This window comes from Streptomyces dangxiongensis (assembly GCF_003675325.1).
GTDB classification, from domain to species: domain Bacteria; phylum Actinomycetota; class Actinomycetes; order Streptomycetales; family Streptomycetaceae; genus Streptomyces; species Streptomyces dangxiongensis.
In genome coordinates, this window is sequence record NZ_CP033073.1 from 6,149,155 (window position 1) to 6,164,470 (window position 15,316).

Annotated in this window: 11 protein-coding genes and 2 rRNA genes; 8 read left to right on the plus strand and 5 right to left on the minus strand. The window is 66.2% G+C overall.

The features are described from left to right. Positions 1-59 precede the first annotated feature (59 nt). Positions 60-836 (minus strand): transglycosylase SLT domain-containing protein, encoded by a 777-nt coding sequence (locus D9753_RS27750; RefSeq protein WP_121789493.1) that lies wholly within the window; start codon positions 834-836, stop codon positions 60-62. A 596-nt stretch (positions 837-1,432) separates the two neighbouring features. On the opposite strand from D9753_RS27750, the gene D9753_RS27755 reads away from it, so the two are divergent. Beyond that, a complete protein-coding gene (locus D9753_RS27755) occupies positions 1,433-2,548 on the plus strand; it encodes a GAF domain-containing sensor histidine kinase (protein WP_121791322.1) in 1,116 nt (371 codons plus the stop codon). Then, positions 2,541-3,182 carry a response regulator gene (locus tag D9753_RS27760; protein WP_121789494.1) on the plus strand — a complete coding sequence of 214 codons (642 nt, stop codon included), beginning with the start codon at positions 2,541-2,543 and terminating at the stop codon, positions 3,180-3,182. Before D9753_RS27755 ends, D9753_RS27760 begins: the two co-directional genes overlap by 8 nt. 193 nt (positions 3,183-3,375) lie before the next feature. On the opposite strand, the gene D9753_RS27765 is transcribed toward D9753_RS27760, so the two are convergent. After that, on the minus strand, positions 3,376-4,164 hold the full coding sequence (locus D9753_RS27765) for a hypothetical protein (RefSeq protein WP_121789495.1): 789 nt from the start codon (positions 4,162-4,164) through the stop codon (positions 3,376-3,378). 151 nt (positions 4,165-4,315) lie between these two features. Between D9753_RS27765 and D9753_RS27770 the strand changes: the two genes are divergently transcribed. The 3 genes from D9753_RS27770 to D9753_RS27780 all read left to right on the plus strand — a co-directional run bounded on the left by D9753_RS27770 (position 4,316) and on the right by D9753_RS27780 (position 6,705). Beyond that, positions 4,316-5,113: an ABC transporter ATP-binding protein gene (locus D9753_RS27770; RefSeq protein WP_121789496.1), complete on the plus strand. Its 798-nt coding sequence runs from the start codon at positions 4,316-4,318 to the stop codon at positions 5,111-5,113. Between the two features lie 71 nt (positions 5,114-5,184). Continuing rightward, complete coding sequence (locus D9753_RS27775) at positions 5,185-5,616, plus strand: NfeD family protein (protein WP_121789497.1); 432 nt, start codon at positions 5,185-5,187, stop codon at positions 5,614-5,616. Between the two features lie 123 nt (positions 5,617-5,739). Then, positions 5,740-6,705, plus strand: a complete 966-nt coding sequence (locus D9753_RS27780) for an SPFH domain-containing protein (RefSeq protein ID WP_121789498.1) — start codon at positions 5,740-5,742, stop codon at positions 6,703-6,705. Positions 6,706-6,866: 161 nt separating this feature from the next. Here the strand turns inward: D9753_RS27780 and D9753_RS27785 are convergent, their stop codons facing one another. From D9753_RS27785 to D9753_RS27795, 3 genes are all read right to left on the minus strand, one after another. Beyond that, the gene (locus tag D9753_RS27785; protein ID WP_121789499.1) at positions 6,867-7,373 is read right to left on the minus strand and encodes an HNH endonuclease; all 507 of its coding nucleotides are present in this window, start codon (positions 7,371-7,373) and stop codon (positions 6,867-6,869) included. A gap of 168 nt (positions 7,374-7,541) precedes the next feature. Continuing rightward, a complete protein-coding gene (locus D9753_RS27790; RefSeq protein WP_121789500.1) occupies positions 7,542-8,081 on the minus strand; it encodes a YbhB/YbcL family Raf kinase inhibitor-like protein in 540 nt (179 codons plus the stop codon). Positions 8,082-8,125: 44 nt separating this feature from the next. Then, a complete protein-coding gene (locus D9753_RS27795; protein ID WP_121789501.1) occupies positions 8,126-8,908 on the minus strand; it encodes a sporulation protein in 783 nt (260 codons plus the stop codon). 101 nt (positions 8,909-9,009) lie between these two features. On the opposite strand from D9753_RS27795, the gene D9753_RS27800 reads away from it, so the two are divergent. The 3 genes from D9753_RS27800 to D9753_RS27815 all read left to right on the plus strand — a co-directional run bounded on the left by D9753_RS27800 (position 9,010) and on the right by D9753_RS27815 (position 15,210). Then, complete coding sequence (locus tag D9753_RS27800; protein WP_121789502.1) at positions 9,010-9,660, plus strand: DNA-3-methyladenine glycosylase; 651 nt, start codon at positions 9,010-9,012, stop codon at positions 9,658-9,660. Between the two features lie 606 nt (positions 9,661-10,266). Then, positions 10,267-11,792 (plus strand): 16S ribosomal RNA (locus tag D9753_RS27810). A 303-nt stretch (positions 11,793-12,095) separates the two neighbouring features. Further along, positions 12,096-15,210, plus strand: a 23S ribosomal RNA gene (locus D9753_RS27815). Together the 16S and 23S rRNA genes form the textbook arrangement of a ribosomal RNA operon. Positions 15,211-15,316 lie beyond the last annotated feature (106 nt).

Consider the following 15,316-nt stretch of genomic DNA (forward strand, 5'->3'; position numbering starts at 1 on the left):
GGCGCCCCCGCAGTGGGGGTGCCGCCCTTCGCCGTCGTCACCGAGGTCCGCGCCGGCCCTCAGTACGCGCTGTTGACGTTGTCGATCGAGCCGTACTTGTCCGCCGCGTAGTTGGCGGCGGCGGTGATGTTGGCGACCGGGTCGTAGATGTTCCAGGACGTGCCGGAGACGTGGTACGCGGTGAAGGTCGGCGGGATGACCTGGAGCAGGCCCTTGGACGGGATGCCGTTGACGGCGTTGACGTCCCAGTTGTTGATGGCGTTGGGGTTGCCGGAGGACTCCCGCAGGATGTTGCGGTGCAGGCCGTTGTAGGAGCCCGGGATGCCCTTGGCCTTCATGATGTCCAGGGCCTGGCGGATCCAGCCGTCGAGGTTGTCGGCGTACGTCTTCGCGGCGACCGGCTGCATCTGCGGGCGCTGCGCGGAACGGTCGGCCGCCTGACGAGCGGCGTGCTCCTGTACGGCCTGCCGGACGGCGGCGGCCTGCGCGGCCGTCTTCTGCGCCGCGGCTTCGGCGGCCTTCTTCTGTGCGGCGGCGTCGGCCGCCTTCTTCGCGGCGGCCGCGTCCACGGCCTTCTTCTGTGCCGCGTATGCGTCGAGCTTGACGTTCGTGCCGGCGAGCTGGTCGGTGACCGTGCCCTTCACGTTCTTCAGGGAGATGCCGGCCGCGACCTGCGCGGTCGTGGCGGGGGCGCCGGTCGTGACGGTTCCGGCGCTGCTGGGGACGGCCGAGAAGGCGAGGGCGGCGGTGCCGAGCGCGGCGACACCGGAAAGGACGATCCCGTGCTGCTTCGTGAGGGCACGACTGCGAGCACGGCCGAGGATGTTCTTGGGCATGGCTGATGGACCTCTTCGATAGCGCGGAGGCCGCTCTGCGTCCGCCGGGGGAATCGGCTCCTCCCACACGAACGCCGCGGGCGGAACCCGCGGCGCTGAGCGACGAGAGCCATTCTTAGCTGGCGCAAAATCCCCAGGCAAAGGTGTGACGTACGAAGCCGGGTAGTGGATCAGGGAAGGGCAAAACGGGACAGACAGGGCCATCGGTCCCGTTCATGCGGGCCGGTTCGTCTCCTATGCCTCTTCGTACGTGATGCAGGCCCTATGCGCGGGCTCACACCGCGCCCCACGCACTCTCACGGTGCGTTGCCACCGCAACGCGATGGGTGAGGGTCCTCCCGCGTGAGGAGGAGAGGGACGTAGCCGACCTCCCGCCACAGGTGGAGCCCGCGCGGCGCCTCGAAGCAGGTCCTGTCGACCGCCACCCCACCACCCGTGCCCCGCGCCCGGCGGCATACGCCACCCGCCCTAGGTCCGGCGGACCGGCTTCCGCCGCCACCGGACCGATCCGCGCTGTCACAGCCCGCCGGTACGGTGAGCGCAAGAGTCAAGGCCCCCGGTCCGGCCTCGCCGCGGTGAGTTCCGCGCTGCTGGCCATGAGCAGGCACCTGGAGGTGCGCGACGTCCTCAAGACGATCGTCGCCTCCGCCCGTGAACTGCTCGACGCGCAGTACGCCGCCCTGGGGGTCCCCGACGACCACGGCGGCTTCGCCCAGTTCGTCGTGGACGGCGTCAGCGACGAGCAGTGGCGCGCCATCGGCCCGCTCCCTCGCCAGCACGGCATCCTCGCCGCGATGCTCCGCGACGCGAGGGCCGAGCGCCTCGCCGACCTGCGCAAGGACCCCCGCTTCGAGGGCTGGCCGTCCGCCCACCCCGACCTGGTCGACTTCCTGGGCCTGCCCATCCGCGACGGCGACGAGGTCATCGGCGCGCTCTTCCTCGCCAACAAGCTGTGCGCTGCGGACGGCCACCCACCGCGCCCCCGGCCCGAGGGCGGGTGCGGCTTCACCGAGGAGGACGAGGAGCTGCTCGGCATCCTCGCCCAGCACGCCGCCATCGCCCTGACCAACGCCCGCCTCTACGAGCGCAGCCGCGAACTGACCATCGCCGAGGAACGCTCCCGGCTCGCCCACGAACTGCACGACGCGGTCAGCCAGAAACTCTTCTCGCTGCGCCTGACCGCCCAGGCCGCCGCCGCGCTCGTCGACCGCGACCCCGCCCGCGCCAAGGACGAACTGCACCAGGTCGCGGCTCTCGCCGCCGAGGCCGCCGACGAACTGCGCGCCGCCGTCGTGGAGCTGCGGCCCGCCGCGCTGGACGAGGACGGCCTGGTCGCCACCCTGCGCACCCAGATCCAGGTCCTCGACCGCGCCCACACCGCGCGCGTGACCTTCACCGGCAACGGCTTCCGCGCCCTGCCCGCCGCCCAGGAGGAGGCCCTGCTCAGAGTCGCCCAGGAGGCCCTGCACAACGCCCTGCGCCACTCCGGCGCCGCCCACGTCGACGTGAGCGTGCGGCGGCGCGGCTGCGGAGCGGTCCTGCGCGTCACCGACGACGGCGGCGGCTTCGACCCGACGGCGGTCCGCCGCGCCGGACGCCACCTCGGCCTGGTCTCGATGCGGGACCGGGCGAGCGGGGCCGGCGGCACGCTGACCGTGGAATCGGCGCCCGGAAAGGGCACCACGATCGAGATGGAGGTCCCCGGTGGGTGAACCGATCAGGGTGCTCCTCGTCGACGACCACCAGGTCGTCCGCCGGGGCCTGCGCACCTTCCTGGAGGTCCAGGACGACATCGAGGTCGTCGGCGAGGCGGCCGACGGCGCCGAGGGAGTCGACCGCGCCGAGGAGCTGCGCCCCGACGTCGTCCTGATGGACATCAAAATGCCGGGCACGGACGGCATCGACGCCCTGCGCCGGCTGCGCGAACTCGACAACCCCGCGCGCGTGCTCATCGTCACCAGCTTCACCGAGCAGCGCACGGTCGTCCCGGCGCTGCGCGCGGGCGCCGCCGGGTACGTCTACAAGGACGTGGACCCCGACGCCCTCGCCGGCGCCATCCGCTCCGTGCACGCCGGGCACATCCTGCTCCAGCCGGAGGTCGCCGGTGCGCTGCTCTCACAGGAGGAGACCGGCACCGGTCACGGCAGGGGCGGCACGCTGACCGAGCGGGAGCGTGAGGTGCTCGGCCTGATCGCGGACGGCCGCTCCAACCGCGAGATAGCCCGCGCCCTCGTCCTGTCCGAGAAGACCGTCAAGACACACGTCTCCAACATCCTGATGAAGCTCGACCTCGCCGACCGCACCCAGGCCGCGCTGTGGGCCGTACGCCACGGCATGGCCGGCTGAGCCGCCCCGGCCGAGACCGCACCCGGCCCCGGACGCGCCCCGGAGGTCCGCCGCCCGGCGCCCCGGGGGTTCGCTGCCTATCGCCCCTGGGGTCCGCTGCCCATCGACCCGGGGGTCCGCTGCTTCCGACGCCCCGGAGGCTCGCTGCCCATCGCCCCGGGGGTCCGCTGTCCGGCGCACAGCGCCCCGGGGCTCACCGCAGTCCCCGCTCCCGCTCCTCCACGACCGCGTTGTACGCCGCCACCTGCGCCCGCCGGGCCGTCCGCTCGACGGGACGCAGCGCCTCGCCACGCGCCGCCATCTCCGCGGAGCTGACCGCACCCCCGTGCCCGTGGTCGTACGCCAGCGACACCAGCAGTCTCACCCGTTGCGCCAGCTCCAGCACCCGCACCGCACGCGGCGGATACCCCGGCGCCAGCACCTCCCGGCCGCGCTCGGCCCGCGCCCGGTACGCGCCGATCGCCGCCTCCGCCACCGGACCCGATCCGGCGACGTCCAGCCCGGACAGCACCTCCGTCGCCTCGCGCAGCGCCTCCGCCAGCTCCCGCTCGGCCTCGCCCAGCGACGGCACGTCCGCGGGCGGCGCCTCCCGCACCGGCAGCACGTGCCACACCACCTCCACGTGCACATCCCCCCGCGGGCCGGCCTGGAACACCTCGGGCACCAGCCCGGACGCCGCGCCGTGACAGACCACCGCCTCCCCGGCCTCCAGCGCCCGCGCGTTGAACTCCACAGGTCCGCTCAGCCCCAGCGGATGCCCCGGCGCGGGCAGCGCCACCCGCAGCCCGGACACGCCCAGCGCGCGCAGCCGCCCCAGCGCCAGCGTCAGCCCGACCGGCGCGGACTCACCGGGCAGCCCCTCCACCCGGTGCACCGCGTCCTCGCCCACGATGGCGAGCACGGCGTCGTCCGGAGAGACAAGTCCGGCCAGAAGGGCGTTTCCCCAAGCGGCAAGGCGTCCTGAACGCGGTTCCGAGAGCATGCCCCCACCCTAAGGACCGGACCGATGGAATGGTGCGGGACGCTCGTGGCGTAGATTTCATGAGGGCTGCGCCCACGGGCGTGGCGGACCCGAGCCACAGGCGTACGCGACAGCCGAGACCGGCGACACTGCAAGGGGAGACAACACGCTCATGAGCGATGTTCTGGAGCTTCAGGACGTATCCGTGGTCCGGGAGGGCCGGGCTCTGGTGGACCAGGTCTCCTGGTCGGTGAAGGAGGGCGAGCGCTGGGTCATCCTCGGTCCCAACGGCGCCGGCAAGACCACTCTCCTGAACGTCGCCTCCAGCTACCTCTACCCCAGCAAGGGCACTGCCACCATCCTCGGCGAGACCCTCGGCAGTCCGGGCACCGACGTCTTCGAACTGCGCCCCCGCATCGGCATGGCCGGCATCGCCATGGCCGAGAAGCTCCCCAAGCGCCAGACGGTCCTCCAGACGGTCCTCACCGCCGCCTACGGCATGACCGCCGGCTGGCAGGAGGAGTACGAGGCCGTCGACGAGCAGCGTGCCCGCGCCTTCCTCGACCGCCTCGGCATGAGCGACTACCTGGACCGCAGGTTCGGCACCCTCTCCGAGGGCGAGCGCAAGCGCACCCTGATCGCGCGCGCCCTGATGACCGACCCCGAACTGCTCCTGCTCGACGAGCCCGCCGCCGGCCTGGACCTCGGTGGCCGCGAGGACCTCGTCCGCCGTCTCGGCCGGCTCGCCCGCGACCCCATCGCCCCCTCGATGATCATGGTCACGCACCACGTCGAGGAGGTCGCCCCCGGCTTCACCCACGTGCTCATGATCCGCCAGGGCAAGGTCCTCGCCGCCGGCCCGATCGAGCTGGAACTGTCCTCCCGCAACCTCTCCCTCTGCTTCGGCCTTCCGCTTGTCGTGGAGCAGGTCGGCGAGCGCTGGACCGCACAGGGCCTCCCCCTGTCCTGACCCGCCCCCGAGCCGGTTCCGCTCCCGTTCGCGCCCTGTCCGCCGCCCGATCGCGGTCCTACCATGACCATGTGAACGACATCGGCGCATGGGTGTGGTGGCTCGTCGGCGCGGCGGCGCTCGGAATCCCGCTCGTCGTCACCGCCATGCCCGAGTTCGGCATGCTCGCGGTGGGAGCCGTCGCGGCGGCGGTCGTCTCCGCCCTCGGCTTCGACGCGGTCATCCAGGTCCTCACGTTCGTCGCCGTCTCCGTCGCCCTCATCGCGGTCGTCCGGCCCATCGCGGCCCGGCACGGCAGACAGCACCCCCGACTCGCCACGGGTATCGAGGCGTTGAAGGGCAGGCAGGCCGTGGTGCTGGAGCGGGTCGACGGCTCCGGCGGCCGTATCAAGCTCGCCGGCGAGATCTGGTCGGCCCGCGCGCTCGACACCGCCCGCGCCTATGAAGTGGGCCAAGAGGTGGACGTGGTGGACATCGAAGGAGCCACCGCGGTCGTCATCTGAGAACAACTCACCGAGAACGACTCACGAGTTGCGCGACGGTCTGTCAGACTCGACCAGCAAGATCCTCAACAGTCATGAGATCTGCCGTAGGCGCCGAAGCGGAGAAGGGTACGGGGAGCGACGATGGAACCGGTCATCATCGTCCTGATCATCCTGGTGGTGTTGGTCTTCATCGCCCTGATCAAGACGATCCAAGTCATCCCACAGGCCAGCGCCGCCATCGTCGAGCGCTTCGGCCGCTACACACGCACGCTGAACGCGGGCCTGAACATCGTGGTCCCGTTCATAGACACCGTCCGCAACCGCATCGACCTGCGTGAACAGGTCGTCCCGTTCCCGCCCCAGCCGGTGATCACCCAGGACAACCTGGTCGTGAACATCGACACGGTCATCTACTACCAGGTCACCGACGCCCGGGCCGCCACCTACGAGGTCGCCAGCTACATCCAGGCGATCGAGCAGCTCACCGTCACCACGCTGCGCAACATCATCGGCGGCATGGACCTGGAGCGCACCCTGACCTCCCGCGAGGAGATCAACGCGGCCCTGCGCGGCGTCCTCGACGAGGCCACCGGCAAGTGGGGCATCCGCGTCAACCGCGTCGAGCTGAAGGCCATCGAACCGCCCACCTCCATCCAGGACTCGATGGAGAAGCAGATGCGCGCCGACCGTGACAAGCGCGCCGCCATCCTCACCGCCGAGGGCACGCGGCAGGCCGCCATCCTCACCGCGGAGGGCGAGAAGCAGTCCCAGATCCTGCGCGCCGAGGGCGAGGCCAAGGCAGCCGCCCTGCGCGCGGAGGGCGAGGCCCAGGCCGTCCGCACGGTCTTCGAGGCCATCCACGCCGGCGACCCGGACCAGAAGCTCCTCTCCTACCAGTACCTCCAGATGCTCCCCAAGATCGCCGAGGGCGACGCCAACAAGCTCTGGATCGTCCCCAGCGAGATCGGCGACGCCCTCAAGGGCCTCTCCGGCGCGATGGGCAACTTCGGCCCCTTCGGCGGCGGTTCGGGCAACGGCGGCAACTCCGTCCCGCCCCAAAACACCGGCACGGCCACGGAACGCCGCGAGAAGCCGACCATCGACTGAGCCCGTTCTCCGGGCCTCCCGACCGCTGCCGAACCGACGCACCGTGCTCCGAACAGTGCCGGGGCCCGGCGTGCGACGCGTAGTCGATCAGGGCACCGGGCCGGCACGCACGTCACCGCCCCGGCGTCTGGCCCGTCGGCACGACCGATCCCGCCGTACGCCTAGGCCGCGTCCCGGCCCAGCCACTCGGGAAGCGCGTCGAAGTCCCCCCGGCCCAGGGCCAGGAGCATCGCGTCCGCCGGCGTCGGCTCGAAAGGCTCCCGCAGCAGAGCCATCCCGGCCTCCTCCGGAGTCCGGTTCGCCTTGCGGTGGTTGTCCTGCGCGCACGCGGCCACCGTGTTCAGCCACGTGTCCTGCCCACCCCGTGACCGCGGCAGCACGTGGTCCACGGTCGTCGCCCGGTGCCCGCAGTACGCGCACCGGTACCGGTCCCGGACCAGCACACCCCGCCGCGACCACGGAGCTTGTCTTCGGAACGGCACCCGTACGTACCGGCACAGCCGGATGACCCGGGGCACGGGTATGTCCACGTCCGCACCGCGCATACGCAGTTCGGAGTGGGCCTGCTCGACCACGGCCTTGTCCTGCAGCACCAGGACAACGGCCCGGTTCGAAGTCACCGTCGACAGCGGCTCGAAGCTCGCGTTCAGAACCAGCGTGTCACGCATCCAGCCCACCTCCCATGTGCGCCGGCCCACTCCCCGGCGGGCTCGGACCAACTCTGGACGGGCGCGCCGAGATGGACAACGCAATAAAAACTGCCCGCCCCCGATCACTTCCAAGACCGGAGACGGGCAAACCTTCCATGAACGCCGGGCTGCGGCGAGGGGGTGCGGTCAGCTCTCGGCGGGATTCTCGTACTCACCGATGAGCTGGGCACGCGCGAGCGTGTGGAACCGCAGGTTGAACCCGACGACGGCCGGCGAGGCGTCCGCATCCGGACCCAGCTTCTCCCGGTCCACCGCGTACACCGTGAACACGTACCGGTGCGGGCCGTCCCCGGGCGGCGGAGCGGCACCCCCGAAGTCCTTCGTCCCGTAGTCGTTGCGCGCGTGGACGGCGCCCTCGGGGAGCCCCTCGGACTTCCCGCCACCCGCACCCGCCGGCAGCTCCGTCACCGAGGCCGGGATGTCGAACAGGACCCAGTGCCAGAACCCGCTGCCCGTCGGCGCGTCCGGGTCGTAGCAGGTCACGGCGAAGCTCTTGGTCTCCCGCGGGAAGCCCTCCCAGCGCAACTGCGGCGAGGTGTTGCCCTCCGCCTGGACCTGGGTGCTCTTCAGCGTCGCACCCTCCTCGACGTCCTCGCTCGTCACCGTGAACGACGGCACGGGCGGATGGAAGTCGTGGGGGAGCGGCCGCCGCTTCAGCTCGGTCACCTCGGTACCCTCCTGGTCGTGGACTGGAATCAGCAGTTCCGAGCCTAGAACCAGTTGCGCTTGCTGCCGACCTCGGACAGCCACTGGTTGAGGTAGGCCGCCCAGTCGGTCCCCTGCCAGTCGTCCAGACCCACCTGGAAGGACCGGTAGGTGTCCGAACCCTCGCTGAACAGACCCGGCTTCTTGTCCATCTCCAGTACGACGTCCATCGCGTACTCGTCGGCCACGAAGCTCAGCTCCACCTGGTTCAGACCCCGGTACTGCGACGGCGGGAAGAACTCGATCTCCTGGTAGAACGGCAGCTTCTGCCGCGTCCCGCGGATGTGGCCGCGCTCCATGTCCGCGTTCTTGAAGCGGAAGCCCAGCCGGATGAAGGCGTCCAGGATCGCCTTCTGCGCCGGCAGCGGGTGCACGTTGATCGGGTCCAGGTCACCGGAGTCCACGGCCCGCGCGATCGCCAGCTCGGTGGTCACCCCGATGTGCATACCGCGCAGCGCCTGCCCGTCGATCGTCGTGACCGGCGTCTCCCAGGGGATCTCCAGCCCGAACGGCACCGCGTGCACGGCCCCCGCCTCCAGCTCGAACGCACCCCCGAGCCGCACCTTGGTGAACTCGACGTCCTGCTTGTACTCCTGGTCGCCGCTCTCCACCTCGACCTTGGCCTGGAGACCGACGGACAGTCCCTCGATCGCCTGGTTGACGGACCCGCCCTGGATCCGCACCTCACCCTGGACGACACCACCCGGTACGACGTTGACCTCGGTCAGCACCGTCTCGACCGAGGCACCGCCGGCCCCGAGGCTCGCGAGCAGCTTCTTGAACGCCATGACTCTCCCTTCGCGAATGGATTCTCGACCCCTACGAACGCGATCCGACCCCGGCCGGTTCCGGCCGGTGCGGTGCTCCGTCTGGGCTACCCTCGGAGAGCATGATCGCGCCCCCGGACCGTACGCCACTGCCCCGTACCTTCTTCGACCGCCCGGTACTGGACGTCGCACCGGACCTCCTCGGCCGCATCCTGGTCCGGACGACCCCCGACGGCCCGATCGCCCTCCGCCTCACCGAGGTCGAGGCGTACGACGGCCCGAACGACCCCGGCTCCCACGCCTACCGTGGCCCCACCGCCCGCAACGCGGTGATGTTCGGCCCGCCCGGACATGTGTACGTCTACTTCACCTACGGCATGTGGCACTGCATGAACCTCGTCTGCGGACCCGAGGGCCGGGCGAGCGGGATCCTGCTCCGCGCGGGCGAGGTCGTCGAGGGAGTCGAGCTGGCCCGCAAGCGGCGCGCCTCCGCTCGTAATGACAAGGAACTGGCCAAGGGGCCGGCCCGGCTGGCCACCGCCCTCGAGGTCGACCGCGCCCTGGACGGCACGGACGCGTGCGCCTCGGGAGAGACACCACTGAGGATGCTGGCCGGCACGCCCGTCCCCGCCGGCCAGGTACGCAGCGGCCCCCGGACCGGGGTCGCCGGCGAGGGCGGGAGCGGGGAGCGCCATCCCTGGCGTTACTGGGTGGCGGACGACCCGACGGTGAGCCCCTACCGGGCGCACACGCCGAGGCGCCGACAGAGTTGACGCGGCCCGCCAAGGTGCGTAATGTGGCCCGAGCCGCTGAACCGGGTACGGCGATCGCCAGCAGCCGGAGCGGCAAAACCTCCACTTAGCTACAGCCCCTCAGCGGGGTCGGATTCTGTCGCGTCCGCGCGCCCGAATTCGAACTCGCGGGACTCGATTATGAGCCGCCGAGGGAATCGGCTAAAGTAGTGGATGTCGAAAGGCCGGAGGTGAAAGCCAAAAGCCCGCAGATAAATCCCGCCGACCGGGAATCGGACGCCGAAAGGGTCTGATAGAGTCGGAACCGCCGGAAAGGGAAACGCGGAAGCGGGAACCTGGAAAGCGCCGAGGAAATCGGGTCGAGAAAAGATCTGATAGAGTCGGAAACGCAAGACCGAAGGGAAGCGCCCGGAGGAAAGCCCGAGAGGGTGAGTACAAAGGAAGCGACCGTTCCTTGAGAACTCAACAGCGTGCCAAAAGTCAACGCCAGATATGTTGATACCCCGTTCCTCTCGGTTACGAGGGGGCGAGGTTCCTTTGAAATAACACAGCGAGGACGCTGTGTGCGAGAGGATCATTCCTCCTCTCGCACCGCTCTCGTGGTGTCATCCCGATTACGGGAAAACATTCACGGAGAGTTTGATCCTGGCTCAGGACGAACGCTGGCGGCGTGCTTAACACATGCAAGTCGAACGATGAACCACTTCGGTGGGGATTAGTGGCGAACGGGTGAGTAACACGTGGGCAATCTGCCCTTCACTCTGGGACAAGCCCTGGAAACGGGGTCTAATACCGGATATGACCATCTTGGGCATCCTTGATGGTGTAAAGCTCCGGCGGTGAAGGATGAGCCCGCGGCCTATCAGCTTGTTGGTGAGGTAATGGCTCACCAAGGCGACGACGGGTAGCCGGCCTGAGAGGGCGACCGGCCACACTGGGACTGAGACACGGCCCAGACTCCTACGGGAGGCAGCAGTGGGGAATATTGCACAATGGGCGAAAGCCTGATGCAGCGACGCCGCGTGAGGGATGACGGCCTTCGGGTTGTAAACCTCTTTCAGCAGGGAAGAAGCGAAAGTGACGGTACCTGCAGAAGAAGCGCCGGCTAACTACGTGCCAGCAGCCGCGGTAATACGTAGGGCGCAAGCGTTGTCCGGAATTATTGGGCGTAAAGAGCTCGTAGGCGGCTTGTCACGTCGGGTGTGAAAGCCCGGGGCTTAACCCCGGGTCTGCATTCGATACGGGCTAGCTAGAGTGTGGTAGGGGAGATCGGAATTCCTGGTGTAGCGGTGAAATGCGCAGATATCAGGAGGAACACCGGTGGCGAAGGCGGATCTCTGGGCCATTACTGACGCTGAGGAGCGAAAGCGTGGGGAGCGAACAGGATTAGATACCCTGGTAGTCCACGCCGTAAACGGTGGGAACTAGGTGTTGGCGACATTCCACGTCGTCGGTGCCGCAGCTAACGCATTAAGTTCCCCGCCTGGGGAGTACGGCCGCAAGGCTAAAACTCAAAGGAATTGACGGGGGCCCGCACAAGCAGCGGAGCATGTGGCTTAATTCGACGCAACGCGAAGAACCTTACCAAGGCTTGACATACACCGGAAAGCATTAGAGATAGTGCCCCCCTTGTGGTCGGTGTACAGGTGGTGCATGGCTGTCGTCAGCTCGTGTCGTGAGATGTTGGGTTAAGTCCCGCAACGAGCGCAACCCTTGTCCTGTGTTGCCAGCATGCCCTTCGGGGTGATGGGGACTCACAGGAGACCGCCGGGGTCAACTCGGAGGAAGGTGGGGACGACGTCAAGTCATCATGCCCCTTATGTCTTGGGCTGCACACGTGCTACAATGGCCGGTACAATGAGCTGCGATACCGTGAGGTGGAGCGAATCTCAAAAAGCCGGTCTCAGTTCGGATTGGGGTCTGCAACTCGACCCCATGAAGTCGGAGTTGCTAGTAATCGCAGATCAGCATTGCTGCGGTGAATACGTTCCCGGGCCTTGTACACACCGCCCGTCACGTCACGAAAGTTGGTAACACCCGAAGCCGGTGGCCCAACCCCTTGTGGGAGGGAGCTGTCGAAGGTGGGACTAGCGATTGGGACGAAGTCGTAACAAGGTAGCCGTACCGGAAGGTGCGGCTGGATCACCTCCTTTCTAAGGAGCACTTCTCACCAGCTTCGGTTGGTCAGAGGCCAGTACATCGGCGAATGTCTGATGCTGGTTGCTCATGGGTGGAACGTTGACTATTCGGCACACTCGGCCTGCTTCAGGTCACTAGTACTGCTTCGGCGTGGAACGTGAGTTGGGTGGGGTGAGGGTGTCGGGCACGCTGTTGGGTGTCTGAGGGAATGGATTTTTCCTCAGTCGCCGGCCCCGGGTGAAGCATCGCGAGAAGCGGTGTGTGACACGGGTGGCTGGTCGTTGTTTGAGAACTGCACAGTGAACGCGAGCATCTGTGGCCAAGTTTTTAAGGGCGCACGGTGGATGCCTTGGCACCAGGAACCGATGAAGGACGTGGGAGGCCACGATAGTCCCCGGGGAGTCGTCAACCAGGCTTTGATCCGGGGGTTTCCGAATGGGGAAACCCGGCAGTCGTCATGGGCTGTCACCCTTGCCTGAACACATAGGGCAAGTGGAGGGAACGCGGGGAAGTGAAACATCTCAGTACCCGCAGGAAGAGAAAACAACCGTGATTCCGGGAGTAGTGGCGAGCGAAACCGGATGAGGCCAAACCGTATGCGTGTGAGACCCGGCAGGGGTTGCGTATACGGGGTTGCGGGATCTTTCTTTTACGGTCTGCCGGCCGTGAGACGAGTCAGAAACCGTTGATGTAGGCGAAGGGCATGCGAAAGGCCCGGCGTAGAGGGTAAGACCCCCGTAGTCGAAACGTCAACGGCTCGTTTGAAAGACACCCAAGTAGCACGGGGCCCGAGAAATCCCGTGTGAATCTGGCGGGACCACCCGCTAAGCCTAAATATTCCCTGGTGACCGATAGCGGATAGTACCGTGAGGGAATGGTGAAAAGTACCGCGGGAGCGGAGTGAAATAGTACCTGAAACCGTGTGCCTACAAGCCGTGGGAGCGTCGGACATCCGCTTGCTGGTTTCTCGTGACTGCGTGCCTTTTGAAGAATGAGCCTGCGAGTTTGCGGTGTGTTGCGAGGTTAACCCGAGTGGGGAAGCCGTAGCGAAAGCGAGTCCGAATAGGGCGTTTCAGTAGCACGCTCAAGACCCGAAGCGGAGTGATCTAGCCATGGGCAGGTTGAAGCGGAGGTAAGACTTCGTGGAGGACCGAACCCACCAGGGTTGAAAACCTGGGGGATGACCTGTGGTTAGGGGTGAAAGGCCAATCAAACTCCGTGATAGCTGGTTCTCCCCGAAATGCATTTAGGTGCAGCGTCGTGTGTTTCTTGCCGGAGGTAGAGCACTGGATAGGCGATGGGCCCTACCGGGTTACAGCCAAACTCCGAATGCCGGTAAGTGAGAGCGCGGCAGTGAGACTGTGGGGGATAAGCTCCATGGTCGAGAGGGAAACAGCCCAGAGCATCGACTAAGGCCCCCAAGCGTACGCTAAGTGGGAAAGGATGTGGAGTCGCACAGACAACCAGGAGGTTGGCTTAGAAGCAGCCACCCTTGAAAGAGTGCGTAATAGCTCACTGGTCTAGTGATTCCGCGCCGACAATGTAGCGGGGCTCAAGCGTACCGCCGAAGTCGTGTCATTGCAGCATATAGCCCCAACGGGTGCTGTGATGGGTAGGGGAGCGTCGTGTGCCGGGTGAAGCAGCCGCGGAAGCGAGTTGTGGACGGTTCACGAGTGAGAATGCAGGCATGAGTAGCGATACAAACGTGAGAAACGTTTGCGCCGATTGACTAAGGGTTCCTGGGTCAAGCTGATCTGCCCAGGGTAAGTCGGGACCTAAGGCGAGGCCGACAGGCGTAGTCGATGGATAACCGGTTGATATTCCGGTACCCGCTGTGAAGCGTCAAACATCGAGCATCGTGATGCTAAGGCCGTGAAGCCGTTCCGGACCCTTCGGGGAAAGGAAAGTGGTGGAGCCGCCGGACCAAGCGGTTAGTAGGTGAGTGATGGGGTGACGCAGGAAGGTAGTCCATCCCGGGCGGTGGTTGTCCCGGGGTAAGGGTGTAGCCCGAGTGGTAGGTAAATCCGTCACTCATGCAGGGTGAGACCTGATGCCGAGCCGATTGTGGTGAAGTGGATGATCCTATGCTGTCGAGAAAAGCCTCTAGCGAGTTTCATGGCGGCCCGTACCCTAAACCGACTCAGGTGGTCAGGTAGAGAATACCGAGGCGTTCGGGTGAACTATGGTTAAGGAACTCGGCAAAATGCCCCCGTAACTTCGGGAGAAGGGGGGCCATGTCCGGTGATGAGCTTTACGCTCTGAGCTGGGGGTGGCCGCAGAGACCAGCGAGAAGCGACTGTTTACTAAAAACACAGGTCCGTGCGAAGCCGTAAGGCGATGTATACGGACTGACGCCTGCCCGGTGCTGGAACGTTAAGGGGACCGGTTAGCTCACTTTCGGGTGGGCGAAGCTGAGAACTTAAGCGCCAGTAAACGGCGGTGGTAACTATAACCATCCTAAGGTAGCGAAATTCCTTGTCGGGTAAGTTCCGACCTGCACGAATGGCGTAACGACTTCTCGACTGTCTCAACCATAGGCCCGGTGAAATTGCACTACGAGTAAAGATGCTCGTTTCGCGCAGCAGGACGGAAAGACCCCGGGACCTTTACTACAGTTTGATATTGGTGTTCGGTTCGGCTTGTGTAGGATAGCTGGGAGACTTTGAAGCAGCCACGCCAGTGGTTGTGGAGTCGTCGTTGAAATACCAGTCTGGTCGTGCTGGATGTCTAACCTGGGTCCGTGATCCGGATCAGGGACAGTGTCTGATGGGTAGTTTAACTGGGGCGGTTGCCTCCTAAAGAGTAACGGAGGCGCCCAAAGGTTCCCTCAGCCTGGTTGGCAATCAGGTGTTGAGTGTAAGTGCACAAGGGAGCTTGACTGTGAGACCGACGGGTCGAGCAGGGACGAAAGTCGGGACTAGTGATCCGGCGGTGGCTTGTGGAAGCGCCGTCGCTCAACGGATAAAAGGTACCCCGGGGATAACAGGCTGATCTTCCCCAAGAGTCCATATCGACGGGATGGTTTGGCACCTCGATGTCGGCTCGTCGCATCCTGGGGCTGGAGTCGGTCCCAAGGGTTGGGCTGTTCGCCCATTAAAGCGGTACGCGAGCTGGGTTTAGAACGTCGTGAGACAGTTCGGTCCCTATCCGCTGTGCGCGCAGGAGTCTTGAGAAGGGCTGTCCCTAGTACGAGAGGACCGGGACGGACGAACCTCTGGTGTGCCAGTTGTCCTGCCAAGGGCATGGCTGGTTGGCTACGTTCGGGAGGGATAACCGCTGAAAGCATCTAAGCGGGAAGCCTGCTTCGAGATGAGGACTCCCACCCACTTGATGGGGTAAGGCTCCCAGTAGACGACTGGGTTGATAGGCCGGATCTGGAAGCACGGTAACGTGTGGAGGTGACCGGTACTAATAGGCCGAGGGCTTGTCCATTGATGCTCGCGTTCACTGTGTTGGTTCTGAGGCAACGACCGTTGCCGGTTTCTTGAGCAGAACACATAACAAAAAAGTGTGCTTGTTCGCTCGAAACCATTAGGGT

Coding starts and splice junctions, on each gene's coding strand:
- D9753_RS27750 (WP_121789493.1), bottom strand. CDS start 836: ATGCCCAAGAACATCCTCGGCCGTGCTCGCAGTCGTGCCCTCACGAAG.
- D9753_RS27755 (WP_121791322.1), top strand. CDS start 1,433: ATGAGCAGGCACCTGGAGGTGCGCGACGTCCTCAAGACGATCGTCGCC.
- D9753_RS27765 (WP_121789495.1), bottom strand. CDS start 4,164: ATGCTCTCGGAACCGCGTTCAGGACGCCTTGCCGCTTGGGGAAACGCC.
- D9753_RS27770 (WP_121789496.1), top strand. CDS start 4,316: ATGAGCGATGTTCTGGAGCTTCAGGACGTATCCGTGGTCCGGGAGGGC.
- D9753_RS27780 (WP_121789498.1), top strand. CDS start 5,740: ATGGAACCGGTCATCATCGTCCTGATCATCCTGGTGGTGTTGGTCTTC.
- D9753_RS27785 (WP_121789499.1), bottom strand. CDS start 7,373: ATGCGTGACACGCTGGTTCTGAACGCGAGCTTCGAGCCGCTGTCGACG.
- D9753_RS27795 (WP_121789501.1), bottom strand. CDS start 8,908: ATGGCGTTCAAGAAGCTGCTCGCGAGCCTCGGGGCCGGCGGTGCCTCG.
- D9753_RS27800 (WP_121789502.1), top strand. CDS start 9,010: ATGATCGCGCCCCCGGACCGTACGCCACTGCCCCGTACCTTCTTCGAC.